Source organism: Streptomyces sp. KLMMK, from assembly GCF_036961605.1.
Classification (GTDB): domain Bacteria; phylum Actinomycetota; class Actinomycetes; order Streptomycetales; family Streptomycetaceae; genus Streptomyces; species Streptomyces telluris.
Window position 1 is genome coordinate 1 of the sequence record NZ_JBAMDC010000731.1, and the last position, 1,423, is coordinate 1,423.

Sequence of the window (1,423 nt, forward strand, 5' to 3'; positions counted from 1 at the left end):
GCCTGACTCGGCCCCCGCCTGGGCCTCGGCGGCGGTGGCGGCCTGCTCGGGCTCCAGGGCAGCAGCGGGCACATCGACCGGCGCGGACGGTTCACCGGCGGGAGCGACCGGCTCGGTGGCGGCAACGGCGGGAACAGGGGCCTGCTCGGGCTGGGGAGCGTCGGCCGGCTGCGCGACCGGGGCAGGACCGGACTCGGTCCCCGCCTCGGCCTCGGCAGCGGTGGCGGCCTGCTCAGGCTGCGGGGCAGCAGCGGGCACATCCACCGGCGCGGACGGTTCGCCCGCCGGGACGACGGTCTCGGCGGCGGGCGTGCCGGGCTCGGCGGCTTGCTCGGGCTGCGGAGCATCGACCGGCTGCGCGACCGGGGCGGAACCGGACTCGGTCCCCGCCTCGGCAGCGGTGGCGGCCTGCTCAGGCTGCGGGGCGACAGCGGGCACATCCACCGGCGCGGACGGTTCGCCCGCCGGGACGACGGTCTCGGCGGCGGGCGTGCCGGCGACGGCGGCTTGCTCGGGCTGCGGAGCATCGACCGGCTGCGCGACCGGGGCGGAACCGGACTCGGTGCCCGCTTCGACCGGGACGGCAGCGGAAGTGTCGACCGGCGCAGTCTGTGCGGCCTCCGGCGCGGAGGCGGCAGCCTCCACGGCGGGCTCGGCAGCCGGACCGGCCTGCGGCACGGCCTGGGCATCCGCATCCGCTACGGGCTCGGCAACGGCGTCGGCAGCCTGGTCGGCCTGCGGAGCGACGGCGGAAGCGCCCGCCGCGGGCTCGGCAGCGGCGGTCTGCTCGGGCTGCGGGACACCCGCCTGGGCGTCCGCCACGGCCTCGGCAGCAGCCGGAACGGCAGCATCGGCGACCTGCGCGTCGTGCGGGACAGCAGCCCGGGCGTCCGGAACGGACTCGGCCGCGGCGGCTTCAGCGGGAGCGGCAGGAGCAGCGGCGGAAGCATCCGCCACGGGCACCGGACCGGCCGCCTGCTCGGGCTGCACGGCCTCGGCCTGCGCCTCCACCGCACTCTCGGCAGCGACCGGGACGGCGGCCTGCACGTCCGCCGCAGGGTCCACGACGGCGGGAGCGGCGGCGTCGGCAATCTGCTCCGCCTGCGGAGCGGTGGCGGAGGCATCGGCCACCGGTACGGAACCGGCAGGCTGCACAGCCGCGTCCTGCACCTGCGCCACGACCTCGGCCGGGACGGCGGCCTGCGCGTCCACGACGGGAGCGGCTACGGCTGCCGCCTCCGGCGCGGGCTGATCCCCCTCCGGCGTCTCGGGGGCCGCAGGCTGTTCCGGCGTGCCGTCGGCGACCGGGGCGGCCGGCACCGGCGGCACCTCGGCCGGAACCTGACCCTGTTCGGTCTGAACGGCGGTCTGCTCCGGCCCGGCTGCACCGGCCGGGGCCCCGGGGGCCGCGTCGGCCTCGGCG

The 1,423-nt window shown here is 79.1% G+C and carries 2 pseudogenes; one reads left to right on the forward strand and one right to left on the reverse strand.

What is annotated here, in order from left to right:
• Positions 1 to 444 (reverse strand): annotated as a pseudogene (locus V7793_RS37545) (nicotinate-nucleotide--dimethylbenzimidazole phosphoribosyltransferase); the annotation flags it as partial.
• A gap of 63 nt (positions 445 to 507) precedes the next feature.
• Here V7793_RS37545 and V7793_RS37550 point away from each other — a divergent pair.
• Positions 508 to 1,423: pseudogene (locus V7793_RS37550) on the forward strand (hypothetical protein); the annotation flags it as partial.